The sequence below is a fragment of the Roseateles subflavus genome, from assembly GCF_030285365.1.
Taxonomy (GTDB): Bacteria; Pseudomonadota; Gammaproteobacteria; order Burkholderiales; family Burkholderiaceae_C; genus Roseateles_B; species Roseateles_B subflavus.
Map to the genome: position 1 here is coordinate 87705 of NZ_JASVDS010000008.1, position 21194 is coordinate 108898.

Here is a 21194-nt window from a genome sequence, read left to right on the forward strand (position 1 = left end):
TGAAGGAGTCCATGATGAAGAAGCAAGCCCATCTCCGTTCCATGCGTAGCCGTCCGAAGCAAGGCGGCAATGCGCTGGTGTTCACGCTGCTGGCGCTGGTCGTTGGCGGCGTCCTCGTGGCCGTCGGCATTTCTCAATACACCGATGCAGAGCGCAGCGCCAGCATTGGCTCGGTGGTTGCAGAAGTGGCGGCCACCATTGGCAATGCCAAATCGAACGACGGTCAGATCGGCTATGTGGGCCTCACCACCCCCATCGCAGTCGCGGGGGGCACCATTCCCCGGAATCGCGCGACCAGTGGTACTGCCGCCACGAACAAGTTCTCGGGCTCGATCACGCTCGTCGACAACAACAGCAGCACCGTTGGCACCGCCGTTCTGACCTACACCAACGTCGATGCCGACCAGTGCAAGGAAATCGTGATGGGCACGCAGTCGCTTGCCCGCCAGGTGCAGGTGAACGGCACGGACGTCAAGCCGTTGGACGGCAAGGTCATTCCGGGGACGCTGGCGACGCAGTGCAACTCCGCAGCGACCGCGTCCATCGCCTGGATCATCGGCCGCACCTGACCGCGAGATGCAACCCATAGGAAGGGGCTGACGATGATGTACGCCTTGCACCCGTCTTGGGCCTCAGAGCGCGCCCGCGGCAGCGGCCGGCTTGGCACGCACGCTGAACGTGGCAATGCGCTGGTCTATGCACTGATGGCACTGGTGGTCGGGGCTCTGGTGGCGGCAACGACGCTGCAGACGGAACTCATGAACCAGAAGCTCAGTGCCGGCGCAGCTGAGGGCGGCGTCTTGGCTGCTCTGGCGGATGCCGGCAACAGCATGGTGCTGGAACAGCTGATCGAGATCCAGAAGGGCAATCCCATTACCAAAGCCGGGGTGACTGTCACCCCGGCATCGGTAGGCCCCGACCTTGTGTGGAGCGTTTCGATCGCCGACCTCAAGGCGATGAACTACCTCACGTCGAATTGGACCATCACCAAGTCGACGCTGAACAACGCCAGCTACTCTGTCAGCTTCAAGCGCAGCCCCACGGGTTGCGTTCCCGTGAATTGCGGCGTCGACGGAGTTGTGGTCCTCAACGGTGCTGTCAAGGACTCGGCTGTCTCGGGGCAGTTCGATGGTGTTGTGGTCGGGGCGATTCTCAGCAAGCTCGGAGTGAAGGGTGGGGTAAGCCTGCCCGTCAGCCCGGGCACCATCACCGGTTATGGCGGCTCGTGGGCGGTTCCGAACCCCGTGGGAGGTTCTCCGGCCGGAGTGCCTGGCGCCTACTTCGGCACTACCAGTGGCACCACCAGCCAGTTTGTCCGAATTCAGGATTCCCGGAACCCTGACCTTCAAGGTGCGCTCAGCGTAGCCGGCAACATTTCAACTCCGTCGAATCTCGCTGGGAACACGATCAATGCAACGACGACAGTGACCGCAGGTGGGGCCGTCGTCGGGGAGACCTTCAAGAACTCCAGCAACTGCTTTCAGGTCGATGCCAGCGGGCGTGTCGGTACCAATTGCTACGCCCCGACGGACATGCCCTCGGGATGGGCAGGTGGCGTGAGCACCGGTGACGTCTATTCCCACTCCAACATTGGTGCGGGAGCTGGCGGAACGGTCTCTGCGGCCATGAAGAGCGATGGGACGATCAAAGGGGCTGCGGGCGACTTCATGGTCGCCAGCAATGGAGTGATCGGGCTTAACGCCAAGGGGACTTCGGGTGCCGCCTGCTCATCGACCACTGGCAACGTGGGTGCGCTCACGGTTGATACATCCGGGACGCTGCTGAGCTGCGTGTCGGGCGTTTGGCGCCCAGTAGGCGGAAGGCAACAGAAGCAGACGTTCTACATCGCCTCTGACGGTGCAGTGGTTCCGAGCCCGGGCTGTCCTGCAACGGCAACGCCCCAGATCATCGTGGTGCCCGCCACCTTCTACATCAACCCAACGGCCGCCATCTCCTTCACCGGACCTGGCAGCGGCCCTTGGACGATCAACATCCGTGATGGATCAAACATCCCCGTCCCCGGGGCAACCGCACAGGTGGAGACCTACTGTGCTTACCTCTAAGGAGATCGCGATGATGCGAACCGCGAAGGCGGCTGTGCTTGCCCTGTGCGCTGCCGCCGGGTTGTTGGCCAGCCAGTTGGTATCGGCCCAAGTCAGTGATGCCCCGCCGCCCAAGTCAGCAGGCGGGCGGCCTGTGGCATGCACTGGTGGCTACCAGGACAGCGCATGCAACACCACGCTGCTGCGAGCTGCTGCAGCGCCGCCGACCTGCTCCAGCACAGATGGCTGGGTGAGTGTGTCCCCGGCCAAGTGGATTGGATCCAGGTGGACGGCGCCGACATGCCACTACACCCCCGCGCCGAGCTGTCCAAGCGGCTACGTCGAATCGAGTCCAGCTGTCTGGACCGGTGCGTCGTGGACCTCACCGGACTGTGACCAGCCAACCGCGCCAACCTGCGGCAGCGGGTACGTGCAAACCTCACCTCCGGTGTGGACGGGTAGCGCATGGACTGCGCCGACGTGTGCACCGAGCTCGCCAAAGCCTAGCTGCCCCGCAGGGTACACGGAGACGACGGCGCCGACCTATGCCGGTGGCGTTTGGGTGGGCCAAGTGTGCACTCCCGCATCGCCGCCTCCGACATGTCCGCCCGGCACCACCGAGACATCTGCAGCCGTATGGAACAGCTCGACAGGCACCTGGGGAATGCCCACCTGCACGGTAGTGACACCCCCCCCCGCGCCGACATGTCCTTCGGGATACACGATGCAGGTTGCCCCCGTTTGGGACGGCACCTCGTGGTCTGCTCCTACCTGCGTTCCCCCGTCAGTACCGCCGGCACCCACCTGTGGCAGTGGTTTCACGCAAACCACTGCGCCCATCTGGAACGGCAGTACCTGGGTGGGACTGGTTTGCACACCCGTAGCCCCTCCGCCGCCGCCCAGCTGTGGAGCTGGCTATACGCAAACCACTGCGCCCACGTGGAATGGCAGCACCTGGGTGGGTCAGGTCTGCAGCCCGGTCGCGCCGCCGCCGCCGCCTGTTTGTGGAACTGGCTACACCCAGACGACGGCACCGACCTGGAATGGCAGCACCTGGGTGGGGCAGGTCTGCACTCCTAGCGCACCGCCGATCCCGGCATCCATCGACTACATCTTCAGCTCGACCTCTTCCTGGGCATGGTTCTACTGGAGCGGCACCTTCTCCAGCGGCGCGTCGTCGTCCTATGGCCCCATGTCAGTGACCTCATCCGGATCGACGGACTGCGTGTGGGTGACTTCTGCAGGCACGCCCGATTGGCTGCGCTGCGAGTCTGTGTCCGGTTCCATCGACGCCGAGGCCAGCTCAGCCTATGGGCTGGCCGCCAGCGCATGTGATGGTGACAGCCTCTCTGTGTCGAGTTGGGCCGATCAGTGCGCGCCCCTGGCAGGCGGCGGAGGCAGCTCTGACAAGTGCGTCTATCGATACCGGGCCGGCAAGGTCGGCAAGACGTCTTGGTCCTGCAGCAGGTGGTGGATGTATGTCGCTGACGAGAGCGGCAATCCGCCGGGAATCTCCAAGACCATTTCCATCCGGCTTCAGCGCTGAACCATTGCCGATCCGGTCGACCGGCCCCGACACGTGAAGGGGTCGGTCACCTGCGGCAGCTCCTTCTACGGCGCTTGGCCAATGAGCTTTGGCGCTAACCACTCAGGAGAGTGACCCAATGAAAATGCCACGTCGTTCCATCATGGTGCTTGCTGCATCGGGCGTCGCTTGTGCCGCAGGGCGCAGCTGGGCTGGGGATCCGCAATCCAAGCCAGCCGTTCCTCCTTTTGATCTTCCCAAGCTGCCTTGGGAGCCGGGGGACCTCGCGCCCGTGATGTCGAGTCGCGCAGTGGGCCTCCACTATGGGAAGCACCACGCCGGCTACCTCGACAACCTGAACAAGCTGATGCCAGGCAGTGGGTTTGAGGGCCACACCCTCGAACAGATCGTCCGGGGCACCAGTGGGCTGGCCGACAAGACCGCACTGTTCAACAACGCGGCACAGGGGTGGAATCATGCGTTCTTCTGGCAGAGCCTGACTCCCAAAGGTGGCGGCAAGCCTGGCCTGGAGGTGCTGGAGAAGGTGAACGAATCCTTCGGTTCTTTAGGCGAGTTCCGCAAGGCCTTTCTCAGTGCATCCGCGGGGCAGTTCGGCTCTGGATGGGTCTGGCTCGTCGCCGACAAGGCGACCAAGCGCCTGGCGCTGATGAAGACCAGCAACGCAGAGACACCGATCGCATCGGTCGCATTCGAGCCGCTTGCGGTGCTGGATGTCTGGGAACACGCCTACTACGTCGACTATGAAAACCGCCGTAGCGAGTACGCGGCGGCCGTGCTCGACCACCTGCTCGACTGGCGCTTCGTTGAAGCAAACCTCGCCCACCTGTAATCCCCCTGCTGCTCGGGAGACACGCCATGATTCGATTGCTGCGCAAGGAAACTCCGCTCGCCGACGAGGCCGGGCCACAGACCGTGGCCGGACGTGATCCCAAGCCAGAGCGTCTGTTGGCCCTTCTCATCATCACGGCATTTCCCGAGCGGTTCCGGCTTCCACCGCAGGGGCTTGCATTCGCCGTCGTGCGCACCTGTCGCGAAGGCCTGGAGCATCTGGACCGGAGTAGATTCGATGCGATCTTCTGCGACATGGGGCAACTGGGGCCAGCTGAGAGTGGCTTCCGGTTTGCCAATTCTCTGAAGTCGCGTGCCGACGTCCCCCCAGTCTTCCTGATGACAGAGCAGGTCACGGTCTACGACGAAACCTACACGAAGCGCCAAGGTGCTGTCGGCCTCGTGGCAAGGACCCAAGCCGCACTTCACTTGGCTGTCACAGGGCTCAAATCAGGCACCTTGCCGATGCTCGCTGCGGCGACGTCCGCGGCCAACACGCCATTCCCTGACGATCGTGGGGCGATGGTGAGCGTGGCGGGTCTGGGACGGGTGAAGCTCGGACTGCGCAAGTTCGTCGGTCCGGCCGCTGACGATGTCGTGGATCGAGCCCTTCGCTCACTACTCAAGCGGCAGCCGCAAGGCGCGTCATTGCTTGCACTGGTCAACGCCGTAGCGGCCACCATTGAGGACTCGCGCGAACGCGATCGTTTCCTCGCCGAGTTTGGCGCCTGAGCGCCGCAGAGGAGAGGATCACATGAAGCTTTGGAAGCGTTTGCCCATTGCGGCTCAATTGACGGCACTGCTGGCGTTGGCAACGGTGCTGGGGGTCATATGTGCCTACCAGGTAGGCGAAACCATCTACCTCAACGAGGCGAGAAACCAAGCGCGCATTGAAGCGGACTTCGTGGAGCACGTGGGGACTTGGGCCAGCCAGTACAAGGGCGTTTGGGTCAAGAGCGATCCGTCTGACGTAGGCCTCCAGGTGGGCAACCATCTCGAGCGCGAGCTGGCGTATCCGCGACCGGCAGTAGCGCCTTCATCTGCACCAGGTGCGAGCGCGCGCGCTATGCCTGCGCGGACCCCCGTGCTTTCGCAAGAGGATCTGGATGACCTTGAAAGCGGCTTGGCGGCCTACCACCGAAAGAACCCGGCCCTGGTCCAGCGAGAGCTCAGTGACGTCACCCAGGCATCCACTTCGAAGGTCAAGTTCCGGATGACCAGTGACAAGCCCATGAATCCCCACAACGCGCCGTCGAAGTTCGAGCTGGCGGCGATCGAGACGTTGCGCGCCACGAAGCAGACCGAATACTCTGAAGTGCGTGGCGACGAACTCCATTACGCCAGAAGCGTGATCGCGACTTCGGCATGCCTGAAGTGTCACGACACCGCAGAGAAGGCACCTCAGGCCGTGCGGGCGCGTTACGGAGCCTTGCAGGGCTATGGCTACAAGGAAGGTGAAGTCGCCGGCGTGATCAGCGTCGCGATCGCGCTGAACTATGAACCCCAGCAGCTGGTAAGCGAGTTCAGCTGGAAGACTTGGCTGGCCGTGGGGGCGTTCTTCCTGTCGACGCTGTGCGTGCTGGCCTACGTCCAGCGCTCGATCATCGGGCCGGTCCGCCAACTCAAATCGTATGCCGAGCGAGCCGCTCATTCTGAGCTTGGCAGCGACATTGGGAAATTGCACCTCATCGACGACGAGCATGGCTCGAACAACGAAGTGCATCGCCTGAGTGCCGCCATCAAGGCCATGTACCAGTCCATCCGCTTGCTGCATCGGCAGAGCCGAGGTCAGCCAAGCAACGTGACTCCCTCGAGTCCCTAGGAGGTCCCATCATGCCCGCAGAACAGGTCTACGCTGACAGCACCATCGATGATTCAGAGATCATTGACATCGTGCTGTCCTCAAGTGGAACGCGCCATACGCGAATTCCACATCCACCGACACCCGCCGGAGCTGTTGGACGGTTTCAGGTTCGTGTGGCTGACAGCTACGATCAGCGTGGAGCAGCGAGCCTGCTCATCGAACGGCGCTACAGCTGGCGCGGCTATGACGTGCCCGGTCTGGCGAGGGAGAGAAGGCCCAATGTCATCACGTTGTTTGCAGACAGTCACAACGGGCCGTTGGGCACCGTGACGCTCGGTCTGGACAGTGAGACGGGGCTCTTGTGCGACAAGGCCTATCCAGCTGAGGTAGCCCAGCTCCGCGGGCCTGATGTTCGGCTCTGCGAGATCACCAGCCTGGCGATGGACCCGACGGACCTCAATAAGCACATCCTGGCATCGTTGTTCCACATCGCCTACATCTATGCGCGAGTCCTCAATGGTCGAACGACGTTGCTAGCCGAAGTGAATCCCAGGCATGTACCGTTCTACGTGCGTTCTCTGGGATTCGAGCTGGCCGGTCCCGAGCGCAAATGCGATCGCGCCAATGCTCCTGCGGTGCTCCTGAAGCTGTCGCTAGAGCACGCCGAGAGGCAGATTCGCAGGCTTGGCGGACGGGGCGGGCAATGGCCTGCAAAGAGCCTGTATGCCTATTGCTTCTCGTCGCAAGAAGAGGAGGGCATCGTCCGCCGCATCAGGACGTTGACGGAGGCCGCCAATGACGCAACGTGAACCCCAGCACTACAGGCCCGGTGACATGCGTCGCGGCTTCCTTGCGTCCCTATGGTGTGCCTGGGGATCGTGGAAGGAGCATCGCCGAAAGAGTTCCACTCTTCGCAAGCTGCGTGAAAGTGTTCCCGCGGGCTCTGAGGTATTTCGGGACTCCGTGTTGATGGATGTTCCCGAGGGCCGATCTGTGGAACGGGCCGTGCCCATTTCTGCCGTTGCACTGACGGCGCTGCTGAACGAGCATCCGGCCGCCAGGTCGACACTGAAGCACCTGGTCATCGTCGAGCAGACGCTGAAGCTGGCCAAGGTGGATCCCTTCTCCTACATCCCCGCGCAGGTCCTCAGCCATGCGTTGCGCCAGCTTGAAAGACTGGGGGGCGGACAGCACCTGAGCGGTGAACTGGGGCTCCTGCACCTGCAGATGCGCCGCAAGGCCCAAGAGCATGAGATGAGAGCTCAAGCGTTCGCAGAGCAGCGCAGCGCTGCCGACGGCCAAGAATCTGAGGATCTCTGCTCCATCTCAAAGAAGGATGGTTCGAATTTGCCCTTCGCGCCAGCTTCCAATCTGATGGCCGATTTGTTCCCAGCGGACACCGGGCATCCACTGCAGGCGCGAGACTTTGCAGACACGCAGCCCCTGGAAGTATTGACGGACTGGCGCAGATAAAAAGGGGCCGGCGCATACATGCCAGCCCCTCAAATCGCTTTGCTGACCGCCGCTCAACGATCACGGTCAGCAACAAAGTGCCAGGTCTTGCTCAAGGAACTGCCACCGGCCTTGAGAGTCGCGGCAAAAGTGACCGAGTAGGTGCCTCCCTTGTTCAGCGGAGCGATGGGCACCAGCACGACGAAGCCTTCGCCGAGGTTGCCGTCAGAAGTCAGACTGACATTTGCTGCGCCGATGCCGGGGCTGGCCAAGATGCCGACGGGCACCAGATTGCCATTGGCGTCCTTCATCTCGAACTTGGAAACGACGGCGTTCAGCGTGCCGGCGGCCTTGTAGTTGACGAAATCCGCGTTGCGGATGTTGACGATGACCGGGGTGCCGGACGTGGCGTTCGGGAACAGGGCCACAGGCGGGCGGGGGACCTCGAAGGCAATGTCGAAGGAGTAAAACAGGCCCGTCTGGCCATCGTAGGGATAGGCAACGATCTGCCCGGAAGGCGCTACCTGCGGGTAGCTTTCGTTTGACTGCGAGCCGAGGTCGACCACGCACATCGGAATGTTGGCGGTGTCCGTGCCGAAGCCGATGCCGACGTTGGTGGCCTGGCTCAGCAGGGCGGCCGCGTGATAGACCGTGCCCAGCAGGCCCAGGACGCAATCCGAGCCCTGGCGCGATGCGCCGGTGCCACCGATGACCTCGGTCCAGTAGCTGCCCACGCTGAAGCCGGCTTTGGCCATGCGCATGCCGACCGTCGCTTCGTAGAAGTCAGGCTTCGATGGGTCCTCGGTGTGGGCGTTGACGGTGAAGGCCGTGGCGATGTTGGTCGTCAAGTACTTGGCGTGGGCACCAGCCGAGGTGTCCAGCGCGGCATGCTGCGACACGAGGCCGGCGCCGGCGTTCTTGCGAACCAGGTTCAGGGCGTTGAAGGCCGATTGCTGCAGGCTGTTGTCTGCGTAGGTCGCAGTCGAGACGCTGGTGGTCAGCGTACCGGTCGAAGCCACGACGGGCGTGGACGCGCAGACTTGGCCCACCCAGGCCGAGCCATTCCAGGTCGGTGCCGTCATTTCGGTCTGGCCAGCTGGGCATGTCGGTGCGGCGGGCGTCGGGGTGGACGGTCCGGCCGCACCACCCCCGCCGCCGCCGCAGGCCGTCAGAGCCAAGGTGGCGGCCAGCAGGACGGACGTCGCCAGCTGGGCCAGGCGAGTGGTGTGGGTCTGGTTCATATTCATTTGGTCCCTTGCTAGATTTGCACTCGGTGTGGACGCTGAATTGCGTGGAGCATGAAAATTACTATACGCAATCCAATTCCTGGAACTCAATAGCACCGGCTAGGGCGATGCAGATTCCGCGCTCCTAACTCGATGTTTGGGTGCAATGCCGTGACAAGCTTGTGGCGCCGGGTGGATGACGGTGGAGGGCGAAGCCTCAATCGGTCGTCGAGCAGGACTGCTCTGCGAGCAGCCAGGCCGGTCGAGTTGCCCGGGTGAGCCGCGGGTTGAGCCAATACCGTCGGGCGCGCTCTTGTACGCTGCGAACCAGGTAGAACTGCCCAGACGGCCTGGGTTCCCGGATCACCTCGCCATTTTCGGCCCAGCGAATCAGGGTGGCCATGCTGACTCCAGCAAGGTTGGATGCCTGAGATACGCGCACCCACTCGTCGGTAGGAAGCCTGGAAGGCCTCGCAGGCGCATTCAGCGCTACCTTGAGCCGTTCAAACATCGGGTTGGTGACGTAGACGCGGCTGCTCCAGCTGGCGCGACTGAGTCGAATGACCCCTTCATCGATCAACGCCTGGATCTTGTCCGTCGAGACTTCGAGGGCTGCTGCGGCTTCCTCGATGGTGCGGCCGTGGTAGCTGTCCCGTCGCTTGATGACTGCCTGCAGCGTGGAGTGTGGTATGCCCATGGCGCCGCGCCAGTTCACGCCCTCGAGCAGCCCGCGCAGCTCAGGCACGCTGACCTTGGCCAGTGCCGCGGCTTGCTCTTCGGAGTAGCCAACGCGGTTGCGGATGTCTCGGCATTGCTGGCGTAGCAGGTAGACGATGCCGCGCATGCCGCCGTGCATGCCCAGCTTGCTGCGGATCTCATCGCGCTCGATCATGCTGACGATTTCTTCACGCGTGAATCCGTACTGCTTGATGGCCATCTCCACGGAGACCCATGACTTGCGGCTCTCGCCCGAGGGGCACTTCCTGGCGATCCATAGCGTGGCGCTGGTTCGCGTGATGCGAGTCTCGCCGTCGATGGCCTTCGCTTCGAGAACCCCGTTGGAGATGGCAGTGTGGACAGCGTCTGCGTTGACCTGCGCTTGAGCCGCGACCTCCTCGGGTGTGAGCCCGGGCTTCCATGCCATCGTCAGGTGACGCTTGCTGCCGTGGTCCAGTGGCGGGTACTGCTCCATATAGGCCTTGAAGTCCGCCGGCGCGCCGCGCGCGCCCCAGATGCCTGTACAGGTTGTGCAGTGGATCGGGTGCCTTCTGGCCTGCCAGGTGCGGAAAGTGGCCTTCAGGTTGTCCATGATGGGCTTGCCATGCCATGGCATGGGCCGCCCGGCGCGTCGATCCTCCAGCAGCTGGTCGGCCAGCGCCGCGGGCACGTACCAGGTGCCGAACTTGGTGCTCCTCGCACCTGGTGTGCAGAAGGGTCTCACACGGATGGCGCCCGGCACATAGCCCATGCGGGCGAACTCGCTCAATTTGTCAGAGGCAATGCAGAGTCGTTCGCGGAGCGTGCTGAGTTGCACATAGCCTTCGGGCGGCAGTTGCTTCTTGGCTTTGAACGCTTCCCAGGCCTTGTGGGGCACGACGTCGATCGAGCCAACGCGGAAAGTCTCGAGTTCGCCGTTGGACTTCGCCTGCGAAACCAGCTGGTAGGAGCCAATCTCTCGACCGGCCTCCGACAGAGCAATGCCGCCCAGGACATCTCGGAACTGCAGGCCCAGGCGAGTGACTCGGTTCTGCACGCCCATCGGATCGCGCTGCGCCGCCGGGTCACCGGTGATGACGCGCAGTCGTTCCGTGAGGACCTGGACGATCTCCTTCTTTCCGAGCTGGCCCACCAGGGTGGCCAGCAAGGTGATCTCGGGCGGCAGCCATTCATAGGCGCCGCGGCCAGGCATGAACCGCGGCTTCGGCCACTCCTCTTCGGAGGGCGCGCGGCCATGCCAGCGGGTGAAGAGTTCGTCGAATGCCAAGCCACGGTGCCGTTGCCCGGATGATCTGGCCGTTGAATCCGTTCTCCTGATGAGCAAGATTTCGTCCAACGATCGTCCAAGGACGGCGGCGAGATCGCGCCCCTTGGCTCCTACTCCATGGATCAGGACGAACGTCTTCCAATCGGAATCGTTCGTTGGGATGGCCATGTCGTCCACGCGCACATGCAGTGCCTCACCGGCACTCGAGCTCGTCGACCAGCGCTTCCTGGCCGGCCATCATCTGTTGGGCCGTCAGGCCGGCAATCTGGCCCAGCAAGGCGGTGACGGGTTCCGATAGCGCCTGCAGGCGCTCTGTGGGTATTTCGCGCATCGCTCGATCCCACTGGCTGTATGTTGCCGGCAGATTTCTCTTCACCTGCACGACGGCCGGCGCAACTTTCTTTAACGCCTCGGCCATCTGCATCTTCACCTTCTCGATGCCAAAGCGGCTGATGCAGAAGAACTCAGCTGGTGCCAGGCTGTTCAGGTCTCCGAAGGTGATCCCGGCTGACTTGAATTGCGGGGAAAGTGCGGACCAGCCGGCGGCGTCGTTCTGGCAGCCGATGAAGGTCAGGTTGGTGTTTGAGAACAGCGTGCGATGGACGCTGCCGGTGTACCGCAGCGCCGTCATGTAGAGATCGACGGCGCGCTTGCGGCCGCGATCGGCGAACTCATTGATGAGGTCCACGGCTTCGCCCAGGCTCTCGGACCTCTTGCGAGGTGCACTGAAGACCTGGCCTTCGTCGACGACCACCAGCATGGGCTTGCGCAGCTTGTCGGCCACCTCGAGCACGACTCGGCCATAAGGGACGAACTCGGACGCATTGGCCGCCCGCACGACGATGATCGGCGTATTGCGAGAGGTCAGCTTCTCGCGCAGGTCCTCAGGATCAGTCACGGCCTCGCCGTACATCAGCTCCATCTCGCCTTCAGGGTCGAAGATCACGGCCACCCAGCCCTGTCCGGAGAGCTGCTCCGCCATGACCTGACCGACGTTGGTCTTTCCGCAGCCGCGCGGCCCCACGCCCATGGAGAGAAGGCCAGTGGTTGCGTACTCGGCCAGGGAGATGTTCACGCTCCCAAAGGTGAGCTGGGCGCTCAGCATCTCGGTGCGTTGGATGACGGCGTGCATCGCGCCGAAGGTGGCGTCTGAGCTCATGGGTTCATTCCTCGCGGCTGGCGGGGAGGACGATGTCCTTGAGCTCCAGCACCTGCTTGGCGTTGAGCTGGTAGACGATGGCGAAGTCATTGATGACCTGCTCGGTGATCGTGGCGAGGACGCCCTCACGGCGGGCGATCGCCAGACGCTTGCGCAGGCTGGTCCAGTCGCGGCCACCGCCGGCGTTGACGGCGCCCTGTCTGGCAAGTTCTTGCTGGAGCTGTTCCGGCGTGAAAGATGCGGCACTGTCGCCGGCGTCGATTCGGAGGCGGTCGTTGAGGATCTTCAGGAGCTGGGGTTGCGGCATGAAGCGGCCGACCTTCTTGATCAACGAGAGATCCGCTGAGGTGAACTGTCGCGGGCTGGACAGCGGGGAGACTACCCGGCCATCAACGGTAGCGCCGAGGCCGGACCGAGAGGCGCTTTGCACCATCTGCGAAAAGGGGGTGGTTCCAGTCGATGACGCGGGCGGCAGCATCGACTGGGCCAGTTCTGCAGCGGCCTCCGTACCTTTGCACCCGCCGCAGAAGCCAGCATCTACGTCATCGCCATCGCTGCGCCGGAGCAGCACGCGGCAAGCGTGGCATCGCAGCGCCGCAGGACGTGTGGCTGCGTGGGGCTGGAGGCCCTTCGCGTCGGAAGGATGCGATGGAGCAGCTGCAAGCATGTGGCACTCCGTGGTGCAAGGGACGGGGCGTCGGCTCGTCGTTCGACGGAAGGCTTAACGGCCAGCGGCCAGCGGCAGCGTGTAGGTCACTTCCTGGTCCTGGGGCTCGGCTTCGGGAACGTCCAGGGTGAGGTCTTCCGGCAGGCTGCCCGTCAATGAGGCCGGAGGCGGAGTGACGTGCGAGCCGTCGGCGGGTGCCTTGGTGGCCGCGGCATCCGAGGGGGTCTCGGATTCGACGCGGGCACGTTGGGTGGTCGGGATCGGAAGGGAGGTGACTTTGGCAACGGTCGCCGGGGCGGCAGCTTGAGCGCGCTTCGGCAGGGCCTCCAGACGGCCATGGATCTGTGCGCCGCGATGCGCTTCGATCTCGCCGTAGGTGATCAGGTGGGCGCTGATCTGCGCGGTGGGGAGAGCCTCGAGGACCATCGCGGCGTGAATGCCCTTGGGGTTCGCTGCATCGTCGTTGGCCGTTGCGGCGATGGTGCCGGCGACCACGATGCGGCTGGCATAGATGGGGCCGGAGACGAGGCCGCCTTCGGCGATGACGACGGTGCCCTCCGAGTGCACGCCGTCGCGCACCTCGCCGAGGATGAGCAGGCCGCGGCCATTGCGGGTCGAAATCGACCCTTCGACGACGGTGTCCTCGTCGATCGCGGTCATGATCTGGTCCGCATCGGTGATGCGCAGCTGCTCGTTGGTGATCGGCTTGGAGGATTCGGTGATCTGGGCCATGTTGAGGTGCTCGGTGAGGTCGATGAGGCCCTGCGCAGCAGGGAATGAAATCAATGTGCAGACATGATATTGTGCGAAACTAATAAATCAAGGGCATGAGATCGCGCCCAAGAGGCGAAGTCCTTGGTTCAGTGAGGTTTTGTGCCTTGGAAGACGTGCCGTCATGCACTCTGGGTCGCCGCAAATCCCAGCCAGGCATGCCCTGGCATTCGCTCAAGAGCAGAACATCGCCTGACGCTTGCGCAAGTAGCTGGCCTCGTCCAGTTCACCAGCGTTGAACTGACGTACCAGGTCCGCCTTGGCCTGCTCTTCGCGGTAGCCGACGATCATGTCCACCGCGGCATGCAGCGTGTCGCGTGCGATGACCTCGTCCGCTACGTCGGAGGATGGGGTGCCCGCCTGGCGCGCCAGGTCGGTCAGCAGTTGGCAGAACGCGGCCTCGTCTGGCGCGCTCAGGTCGAGCAGGGGAACGATCGTCTGGGCGAGATTGGCGGCTGTGGCAGGTGCGCGGCGCGCAGCCTCGGTGAGCGCTGCCCAGACCGTCTTGCGTGTTGGGCGCGGCCTTGCCGCTGACCGGATTGCCCGAGCTGTTGATCCTGGTGAGCGCGCCTCGGCCGCGATGTGGCTCAGCAGGATGCGGCGCAGCTTGGTCTTGAACGAGATCTTCAAGACGATCTCGGTGGCCTCGGATTCAAATCGCGCCCGGTCTTCGGGCGTGGCCAGGCCGTTGTGGCGCTCCGTCAGTTCGCGGACCATGAACTCAGACAGGCTCAGTGCCTTGCCGGCTCGTGCTTCGAAGGCGTTGAGCCCTTCCTGTTGCACCAGTTCGTCAGGATCAAGGCCTGAGGGCAGCAGCAGGAAGCGGAAATCGTGCTCGTCCTCCAGCACGGTCATTGTGGTCTCGAGCGCCCGCCATGCCGCTTGGCGTCCGGCCGCATCTCCATCGAAGGCGTAGATGATGCGGCTGGTCGTAGAAAGCAGTCGCTCGAGGTGGAGCCTTGTGAAGGCAGTGCCCATCGCGGCCACCACATTGCGGACGCCGGACTGGCTCAACATCACCACGTCCATGTAGCCCTCGACGACCAGCGCTTCACGCTTGGTGCGAATGTGCTCTCTGGCCTCGTAAAGGCCGAACAGAGTGCTGCTCTTATCGAAGATGGCTGATTCGGCCGAGTTCAGGTACTTGGGGCCCTCCTCGGGATCGATGACCCGACCGCCAAACGCTACGAGCTGGCCGCGCGAATTCCTCACGCCGAAGGTGATCCGGCGGCGAAAGCAGTCATAGCGGCTGGCCCGGGCACTTGGCGAGGGTGTCCCGCTGCCCTCGTGGGCATCGGCCTTCTTTTCACGTACCAGGCCGCAATCGAGGATGTGTTGGTTGCGCTCGTAGTCGCTGAAGGCTTCTCTGAGGTTGCGCCACCCTGCTGGCGCGAAGCCGATGCAGAAGCGGTTCAGCGTTTCCTTGATGACGCCACGACTCTTGAGGTAGGCCTTTGCCTCCTCGCTTTGGCCGAGCGAGTAGCGGTAGAAGCGGGCGGCCCGTTCCATCGCGGCAAACAGCGGCTTGGTGTCCACGCTATGTGTGCCGCTGCCTGTCATCTCTGCTGGCAGGGCGATGCCGGCTTCGGCTGCCAGGGCTTCGACGGCCTCTCGAAACGGCGTCCCTTCGTACTCCATCAGGAACGACAGGGCGCCGCCGTGCATCCCGCAGCCAAAGCAGTGATAGGTCTGTCGGCTCGGGCTGACGGTGAAGCTGGGCGACTTCTCGGAATGGAAGGGGCACAGACCCTTGTAGGTGGCGCCTGCTTTCTTCAGCTCGACCCGGCGGCCAATGAGGGCCACAACGTCTGTGCGGTCCTTCAGCGTGTCGAGGAATGCATCGGGAACCCGGCCGAAGCCGTGGTTGGCACTTGAGGTCACTGGACTGGTGTGGGGCTGCTGCCCGTCACAGAATCAGGAGTACGCGCCGATCCGTGACGATCTGGCTCTTCGCGGGATCGACCGAGATCAGCGTCTCGCCAGAGGGAAACTTCTCGTTGACTCGGATGGTCTGGCCGTTGGTCATTCGCACCCAGGCCTTGTCGAGTGCATCGACCTGCGCTTTGGCGGCGGTTACCGCTTCGAGGCGCCCATTGGTGGGCGGGGTGGCTGCGAGAGTCGACGTAGGCGCGCTTGGAGCAGGGCTTGCCATGACAGCGATCTGGGTGGTTGCTGGCTCAACTGATGATGCTGCTGGCTGCTTGCTGGGAGCAGGTGTGGCGCCCTCGTGAAGCTGAGCCTTCTGGCGCGACGGGGTTGCTGGAAGAAATGCCGCGGCCTTCTGCCTTGGTGCAGCTAAGGGGCGTTGTGCTTGGGCTTGTGTCGCCGGGGCCTCAGCGGTCGAAGTGGGGGCGGATTGACTGGCTTCGGCACCAGGGGTCGAGGCTGCAGCTGGAGCCTGGAGTGGCTGGCCCGAGGCGGATGCGAGGCCGCTCGCCTTGGCGATGAGGTTGTCTTCGGTCTGATTGTTCAAGGCGGCACGCAGGAGATCCGTCAGGGCTTGCTCACGGCCAGCGGCTTCGACCAGGCCAGCGCGCAACTGAGCTGTCGTGCCAAGGGACGCCCAGGCGGTCGCTGCCGCGCCGAGGGCGATCCCGGCTATGAACAGCGAGACGCCGAAGATGATCAGCGGAGACTGCCTTGCGAAGTGGCGCAGGTTCTTCATCGGGCCGCTCCGGGGCTTGTCAGGCGGTGAGCCTTTGAGCCGCCTTGGCGGCTGCACTCTCGATCTCTGCCGCCGGTTTGGACTTCGGGGCCGGTTCGTCGACGCTGATGAGTTGGCCCCAAAGCTGTGGTTTGTGGATGGCAAAGGCAGCGCTCTTGAGGTCACCGTTGATGCGTGCCGTCGAGGAAGCGGCGACGAGTGCGCGGCCGGTGACCAGGGAGCGTTTGCTCTTGCTGGAGGCGACATCGCCCTCGATATAGACCCGGTCGGCGACGATGCTGCCACAGACCATGCCGCCCTTCGTGATGATGACGCTGCCCGCCTCGCAGATCAGGTCGCCGATGAAAGTGCCGCTGATCAGTGCACCATATGGCATCACTAGCCGAGCACTTTGCATGGTGGCGCCGGGGGGGACGAAGAAGCCGACGCCGTGCTCTCGCAGCGACAGGGTCAGTGTGTCGACCTTGGCGGCGCGCTCAGAAGCGCGACTGCTTGGAGCGGTCGTGCTGCCCGCGTTCGGCGCGTGCGCGGGGGGCATCGGGTTGCGGGCTTGATCCATGAGTAACACTGGTAGTAAGTGGGGTCTAGCGCTGCGTTGGTCGGAGCACGACGGTTGCGGTGCTGGTGATGTAGGCATTCTTCTCTGGGACGGTCGATTGAAGGACCTCCCCGGTGGGAAGCCGCGAGCCCACGGGAACGAATGCGGTGATCGGTCGCTGGCCGGATATGCCGCCGGTGGAGACTTCGACGCCTCGGGCTTGCACGGCACTGACATGCCAGGCCTTGCCTGTGTTGGTGCTGTCGTCGTTCGTGTGCGGGCGGAGGACGACCCACGTCAGCAGCAGGGCGACTTGGGCGGCCAAAGCACTCGCGACAAGAAGAGTCAGCGTGGTGCGGTGCCGTTTTTGCTCGGCGCGCATGAGGTCGGTCGGACCCACCGATGCGGCCACGAAGCTGACGTCGTTGCGCATCCAGTTCGGAGGCAAGGGCTCGGCGTTGAAGCCGCGCAACGTGACGGCCTCTGCGCCATGCAGGGCCACAGCGATGTCCTGTGGCGTTCCCAATGCGACGGCATTCGGCCTCGTGACTGGCATTGGATTGTGGGGGGCTGGCGTTGAAAGCATTGCGTAGAGATAATACAACGCGAAACGTAATAAGCAACCAGGAGTTGCGAGTGCCCCGGATCTCGATTGGGGCTCAAGCGTCGAGGAGTCCTGAAATCCATGAGCAAGTCGCTACTGATGCGCGTTCTGAAGCGACACCTCCCGGCACGCCATCCATCTGAGCTGACGGCACTGGCCGAGTCGATCTTCGACGCCTTCACCGAGGAGTTGGCGGTCACGGGGAAGCTGAACCTGCCGGGCACGGGTTCGCTGCGCGTGAAGCGCAGGGCTGCCCGGCATGGCCGAAGTCCATCATCGGGAGCAGTGATCTTCATCCCCGAAAAGCTGGTGGTCCGGTTTGCGCCGGCGGGGCGTTTGACCCGGGTCCTGCAGGTGGTTGCCGAGAAATGCCAGGTCGATGAGGATGATTAGCATTGCACAGTTATATTGTTCCAATACGAATAGAGGCCTAGAATGGCGCGAAATGGCTCAATATCTGCCATCTGTCACACCCTGGCCTTGCTTCACCATGCTCCACGACACGCCGCTTGATTCCATGCCTTTGGCGCAGATCTCGCCCGAGGTGTTTGCCAACTACGCCATCGTGCTGGGCGTGGCGCCGAACGCTGATCCGGCCTCGCCGAGGCGCATCGTGGTTCCGCCGCAGGAATCCGAGGCCCTGGGTGATCTGCGTGACGAGCTGGCGCGTGTGGCGCGCAACTTCACCCGCGCCCCAGGCCGCCTGTTGGCATCCGTCGAGGACATCGAAACTCGGTTGTTCATGGGCCTGATGTCTCGTGAGATGGCTGGCGACGCCTTCTACAACCGCTTGCCGGGCGGCAAGCCGATGGTGATTGCGCGGATCGACGTGATCGATGCGCATGGCCGCACTGCAGTAGCGCAGGCCATGCATCGGCTGGAGGTTGAAGCGGCTGTGCAGCGAGGAGAGGAAGTGCCGGAGGCAACCCTGGCGTTCTACCGCGCGGCGCCGGCGCATCGCAATCAGCCGCGGGCAGGTTGACATGACCCCTGCCCAGCAATTTCACCTGAAGCACCCGCTGGCTCGCTTCGTCGAAGGATTGCCCGACCTGGTCGGGCGTCGTCGTTTTCAGGACATGGAGTTCGCGGCCCTGAATCTCGCCACTGCAATCACCGCGGTCCGGTCGCGCCGGACCGAATCGACAGGCCTGGTCAGCGTCAGCCTGCACGAGTTCACGCAAGTCGCAGCCACGGCATTCGAGGTTGCGGCGGGGATGGAAGGACTCAGTCTTGAGCCAGATGCCAATGTGGCTGGTCATCCTGGTGCCAACGCCCTGGTCCAGCTGGAGTGGATGTTCGCGACCGATGCGGAGAAGCTCGAGGATGGGGACCTACTGCCCAAGTCCTTCATGGGCGGCTATGAGGTGCGTGTACTTGAAGTCATTCGGGCGCTGCAGGCCGGCCTGCAGATTGATGAGGCCTGGCGCCTCCCTACCGACCCACTGAAGCTCTTCGCCATCGAGCCGTCTGTGCTCACCGACCTGGGCGCGCACGTACCGCCTGCTCGTCTGCGGCCTGCTTGAGGCTGTAGATACCGGAGACTGTCCATGATGCATCCACGTCAAGCCCTCCCGATCTTCATCACAAAGCGCTCGCTTCAAAGCGGGCCGAGCTGGTTCGGTTGGCTGGTCTGCAATCTCGGCTTCCTTGTCGGCCTGGCCTTGTGGACCAGTGTTGCGCACGCTCAGGGCGGTAGCCCAATCACGCCTGATCAGCTGATGCATGCCGCGAACAACGGCGGGAACGACGCATCGATCAAGATTTTCACTGGCGCTCTGGGCAGCTTTTTCACGAACCCGCTCTCGACCGTCGGCGGTTCGAGCACGGTGCTGGGCTCCATGTTCGTGATCTTCAATGGGGCCATCTTCTGCATCTCGGTGTTGTGGGGCTCCTATGGCGTCGGCCGTGGCATCTTGACATCGGCCCATGAGGGCCAGGTCCTGGGCCAGCGCATGAGCGCCGTCTGGATGCCAATCAGGATGGTCACCGGACTGGTCGGGTCTGTTCCCATTTTCGGTGGCTACAACGGTTTCCAGGTCCTCGTCGTGCTGAGCGCGACGATGGGCATCGGCATGGCGAACATGATGTGGTCTGGAGCTATCGCCGCCGCGAGCCAATTTCAGGGAGTCGTTTCTCCCGTCGTGGCCACCAACCCTAAGGGCGTCTCGATGCGCGAGGCAGCCTACGGGATTTTCCAGACCGAGGTCTGCCGGCAGGCCGTCGACAAGCAGCAGCAGGACGCCGATGTGGTCTCGCTGCTCGACAGGCAGGTGCAGCGGCACGTGTACGGCTCGCTGGTCGACTTCCAGTTCGGGAGCGCCTACTACCCGGCCCGTTGCGGTGGGGTGGCAATCCTCCCCGTGGGTTCGGGGCGCTCGTCCAGCAGCGCCTTCGGCTTCCGAGTTGCATCCGTCGACTACGAAGCTGTTACAGAGCAAGTCAGGGGGGCCTACGTCTCCAAGTTCCCAGCTTTTCAGACCAAGGTATCGCAGCTGGCGACGGCGTGGATCAAGGCGCGCGAGGCAGCGCTTCAATCGGGCGAAGACGTGCCGCCGGTGCCGTCGGAGGAGTTGGAGGCAGCGTCGACGGCCTTCGCGACCTCGATGTCGAGTGATATGTCGAACGCGACGTCCCAGACCCGCAGTGCGATCACGGAAAGCGCGATGCAGACCATGCGTGCTGAAGGCTGGTCTTCGGCGGGTGCGTGGTTTGCTACCTTCGCTGAAGCAAACTCGGCCCTGAACGACGCGGTCCATGCCTTCGCCGTCCAGGTATTGGATCCACAGGAGGGTACCTTTGATCGCAACGGCCAGGTAGCCGATGCACTCAAGGCGGTTCGCCAGGGGATCAGAAAGCAGGCAGATCAGAGCGCGGCTTCCTCCACCCCGCAAAATGATGAGGGAGGCAGCTTTGCGCCAATCAAGAAGTGGATCGCCACGAAGCTTGGCTGGGAGACCCCGACCGGCAACTGGTCCATGGGTCAGGCCATCCTCATGAACAGTAGCTTTGGACTCGGCGTGGGGGCCTCGGACGGGGCTGTCAATCCGGTCATCATGTTCAAAAACATGGGCGACTACCTCATGGTGTTCGGAGAGGCGTGCTACGGAGCGGTGGCGGCCTTCAAGTTCTCTGGCGTTGGCAAGGCCGTAGAGGCCGTGGGTGACAGTTCATTGGCCAAATCGATCCCGGGTGTCAGCCAGGTGTCGAATGCGGCATCCCTCGTTTCTGGCCTGCTGAGCGTGCTGATGATGGTTGCGGGCACATTCCTGCTGATCGGCACGGTCATGTCGGTCTACATCCCGCTGGTGCCCTATCTGACATGGATGGGCGCACTGGTGCAGTACTTCGTAGTCGTGGTTGAAGGCTTGGTCGCGGCGGCCATTGGCGCCCTCTCTCACATGGAGGCTGAGGGTGAAGGCATGGGCCAGCGTACGGAGCGCTTCTACATCTTCCTGCTCAACGCACTTGCGCGTCCGGCCCTCATGCTGCTGGGCTTCTTCATGGCCTCGGCCTTGGTCGTGCTGGTTGGCGCATTCCAGTTCAAGATGTTTGCCAGCGCAATTGCCAATTCGCAGGGCAACTCGATCACGGGCCTGGTCAGCCTCGTGGCTTTGCTGATCATCTTTTTGATCTCCATGTGGACACTGATCCAGGCGCTCTTCAACATGATCCATCTGCTGCCTGACCAGGTGCTTGGCTACATGGGCGCGGGCCACACGAGCGAGCTGGGCCGCGACCAGGAAGGCAAGATCCACGGCATGTTCGTTAACTTCTCGCGTGGCGCTAGTGCTGCGATGGGTGGGATTTTCGGTGGTGGTAAGCCCCCCGCCGGGAAGGACAAGTCGAAAGGCGGCGGCGGGGGCAAGAAGGGCGCGCCGAGGGATACTCCCGCCTGATCAGCTTGACTT

20 protein-coding genes are annotated in these 21194 nt (G+C 63.2%); 11 read left to right on the top strand and 9 right to left on the bottom strand.

Features of this window, described 5'->3' with window-relative positions; genetic code table 11:
• Positions 1-11: 11 nt before the first annotated feature.
• The 7 genes from QRD43_RS20830 to QRD43_RS20860 all read left to right on the top strand — a co-directional run bounded on the left by QRD43_RS20830 (position 12) and on the right by QRD43_RS20860 (position 7693).
• Positions 12-569 carry a type 4 pilus major pilin gene (locus QRD43_RS20830; protein WP_285984435.1) on the top strand — a complete coding sequence of 186 codons (558 nt, stop codon included), beginning with the start codon at positions 12-14 and terminating at the stop codon, positions 567-569.
• Between the two features lie 33 nt (positions 570-602).
• Positions 603-2063 (top strand): pilus assembly PilX N-terminal domain-containing protein, encoded by a 1461-nt coding sequence (locus QRD43_RS20835; protein ID WP_285984436.1) that lies wholly within the window; start codon positions 603-605, stop codon positions 2061-2063.
• A 1643-nt stretch (positions 2064-3706) separates the two neighbouring features.
• The gene (locus tag QRD43_RS20840) at positions 3707-4417 is read left to right on the top strand and encodes a superoxide dismutase (RefSeq protein WP_285984437.1); all 711 of its coding nucleotides are present in this window, start codon (positions 3707-3709) and stop codon (positions 4415-4417) included.
• Positions 4418-4443: 26 nt separating this feature from the next.
• Positions 4444-5148 (top strand): DUF8082 domain-containing protein, encoded by a 705-nt coding sequence (locus tag QRD43_RS20845; protein WP_285984438.1) that lies wholly within the window; start codon positions 4444-4446, stop codon positions 5146-5148.
• A 22-nt stretch (positions 5149-5170) separates the two neighbouring features.
• On the top strand, positions 5171-6238 hold the full coding sequence (locus QRD43_RS20850; RefSeq protein WP_285984439.1) for a c-type heme family protein: 1068 nt from the start codon (positions 5171-5173) through the stop codon (positions 6236-6238).
• An 11-nt stretch (positions 6239-6249) separates the two neighbouring features.
• A complete protein-coding gene (locus QRD43_RS20855; protein ID WP_285984440.1) occupies positions 6250-7029 on the top strand; it encodes an N-acyl amino acid synthase FeeM domain-containing protein in 780 nt (259 codons plus the stop codon).
• A 196-nt stretch (positions 7030-7225) separates the two neighbouring features.
• Complete coding sequence (locus tag QRD43_RS20860) at positions 7226-7693, top strand: hypothetical protein (RefSeq protein ID WP_285984441.1); 468 nt, start codon at positions 7226-7228, stop codon at positions 7691-7693.
• 53 nt (positions 7694-7746) lie between these two features.
• Here QRD43_RS20860 and QRD43_RS20865 read toward each other — a convergent pair whose 3' ends face one another.
• The 9 genes from QRD43_RS20865 to QRD43_RS20905 all read right to left on the bottom strand — a co-directional run bounded on the left by QRD43_RS20865 (position 7747) and on the right by QRD43_RS20905 (position 17184).
• Entirely contained in the window at positions 7747-8913 is a 1167-nt protein-coding gene (locus QRD43_RS20865; RefSeq protein WP_285984442.1) for a CAP domain-containing protein, read from the bottom strand.
• A 202-nt stretch (positions 8914-9115) separates the two neighbouring features.
• On the bottom strand, positions 9116-11059 hold the full coding sequence (locus QRD43_RS20870) for a hypothetical protein (RefSeq protein WP_285984443.1): 1944 nt from the start codon (positions 11057-11059) through the stop codon (positions 9116-9118).
• A 16-nt stretch (positions 11060-11075) separates the two neighbouring features.
• Positions 11076-12041 carry an ATP-binding protein gene (locus QRD43_RS20875; protein WP_285984444.1) on the bottom strand — a complete coding sequence of 322 codons (966 nt, stop codon included), beginning with the start codon at positions 12039-12041 and terminating at the stop codon, positions 11076-11078.
• A gap of 4 nt (positions 12042-12045) precedes the next feature.
• A complete protein-coding gene (locus QRD43_RS20880; protein WP_285984445.1) occupies positions 12046-12708 on the bottom strand; it encodes a hypothetical protein in 663 nt (220 codons plus the stop codon).
• A gap of 54 nt (positions 12709-12762) precedes the next feature.
• Positions 12763-13440 carry a bactofilin family protein gene (locus QRD43_RS20885; RefSeq protein ID WP_285984446.1) on the bottom strand — a complete coding sequence of 226 codons (678 nt, stop codon included), beginning with the start codon at positions 13438-13440 and terminating at the stop codon, positions 12763-12765.
• 213 nt (positions 13441-13653) lie between these two features.
• The gene (dnaG, locus tag QRD43_RS20890) at positions 13654-15360 is read right to left on the bottom strand and encodes a DNA primase (protein WP_285984447.1); all 1707 of its coding nucleotides are present in this window, start codon (positions 15358-15360) and stop codon (positions 13654-13656) included.
• A gap of 25 nt (positions 15361-15385) precedes the next feature.
• Positions 15386-16144, bottom strand: coding sequence for a hypothetical protein (locus QRD43_RS20895; RefSeq protein ID WP_285984448.1), 759 nt, complete (start codon positions 16142-16144; stop codon positions 15386-15388).
• Positions 16145-16163: 19 nt separating this feature from the next.
• Entirely contained in the window at positions 16164-16703 is a 540-nt protein-coding gene (locus QRD43_RS20900; protein ID WP_285984449.1) for a bactofilin family protein, read from the bottom strand.
• Positions 16704-16728: 25 nt separating this feature from the next.
• Positions 16729-17184, bottom strand: coding sequence for a hypothetical protein (locus tag QRD43_RS20905; protein ID WP_285984450.1), 456 nt, complete (start codon positions 17182-17184; stop codon positions 16729-16731).
• 183 nt (positions 17185-17367) lie between these two features.
• Here QRD43_RS20905 and QRD43_RS20910 point away from each other — a divergent pair, with 183 nt between their 5' ends.
• The 4 genes from QRD43_RS20910 to QRD43_RS20925 are packed head-to-tail and all read left to right on the top strand — an operon-like array spanning position 17368 to position 21182.
• The gene (locus tag QRD43_RS20910) at positions 17368-17679 is read left to right on the top strand and encodes an HU family DNA-binding protein (protein ID WP_285984451.1); all 312 of its coding nucleotides are present in this window, start codon (positions 17368-17370) and stop codon (positions 17677-17679) included.
• 52 nt (positions 17680-17731) lie between these two features.
• The gene (locus tag QRD43_RS20915) at positions 17732-18268 is read left to right on the top strand and encodes a hypothetical protein (RefSeq protein ID WP_285984452.1); all 537 of its coding nucleotides are present in this window, start codon (positions 17732-17734) and stop codon (positions 18266-18268) included.
• Position 18269: 1 nt separating this feature from the next.
• Positions 18270-18809 (top strand): hypothetical protein, encoded by a 540-nt coding sequence (locus QRD43_RS20920; RefSeq protein ID WP_285984453.1) that lies wholly within the window; start codon positions 18270-18272, stop codon positions 18807-18809.
• A gap of 24 nt (positions 18810-18833) precedes the next feature.
• The gene (locus QRD43_RS20925; RefSeq protein ID WP_285984454.1) at positions 18834-21182 is read left to right on the top strand and encodes a DotA/TraY family protein; all 2349 of its coding nucleotides are present in this window, start codon (positions 18834-18836) and stop codon (positions 21180-21182) included.
• Positions 21183-21194: the final 12 nt, after the last annotated feature.